This window comes from Microbacterium sp. P5_E9, from assembly GCF_054049175.1.
The window spans coordinates 1-574 of record NZ_JBFUMV010000108.1; the positions used below are offsets into that span (position 1 = coordinate 1).

The window sequence follows — 574 nt, forward strand, 5'->3', positions numbered from 1 at the left end:
TCTCTGGACTCGGCTTCGGCGTCCGAGACTGTCCGGGTGAGCTCGTTTTCGGCGAGGCAACACAAGCCGTCTTCGGCCGCAGCAGGACCGTCGACCTAGCGACGGACCCTAGCGCCGCACTTGAGAAGCACTCATAGGTGCTACGAAGCTATTGCTCAACCTCCTGTCGTGATTTGGACGGAGGCTCCGTCACTATGTCCCCGACGTCGCCTTAGAGGACGCAAACATGAGATCTCATTTCGTCGCTGTGAGCCAAACCGCACTTACGATTCTTCCAGCGGGGCCAGCGGGGCCCGCGGGGCCAGCGGGGCCAGCGGGTCAGCGAACGCGACAGCGCTGTCCTTGGCACGACGGACTACCCTCCTGTTTCGAAGCCGGGGTAGAGCGTCATGCCGCCGTCGATGAAGAGCGTTGTCCCGACGATGTAGTCCGTGAAGTCCGACGCGAGCCAAACCGCCGCACGCCCTATCTCCTCGATCTCCCCGATGCGCTTGTAGGGCACCAGTTTCATGAGCTCCGCATACGCTTCCGGTGTGGACCACGCGGCGGTGTTGATCGGCGTCCGGATGGCGCC

The 574-nt window shown here is 63.1% G+C and carries 1 protein-coding gene; it reads right to left on the bottom strand.

Features of this window, described 5'->3' with window-relative positions; genetic code table 11:
• Positions 1-355: 355 nt before the first annotated feature.
• The coding region (locus ACXJ3V_RS20485) for an SDR family oxidoreductase (protein ID WP_457102196.1) at positions 356-574 on the bottom strand (219 nt) is incomplete at its 5' end.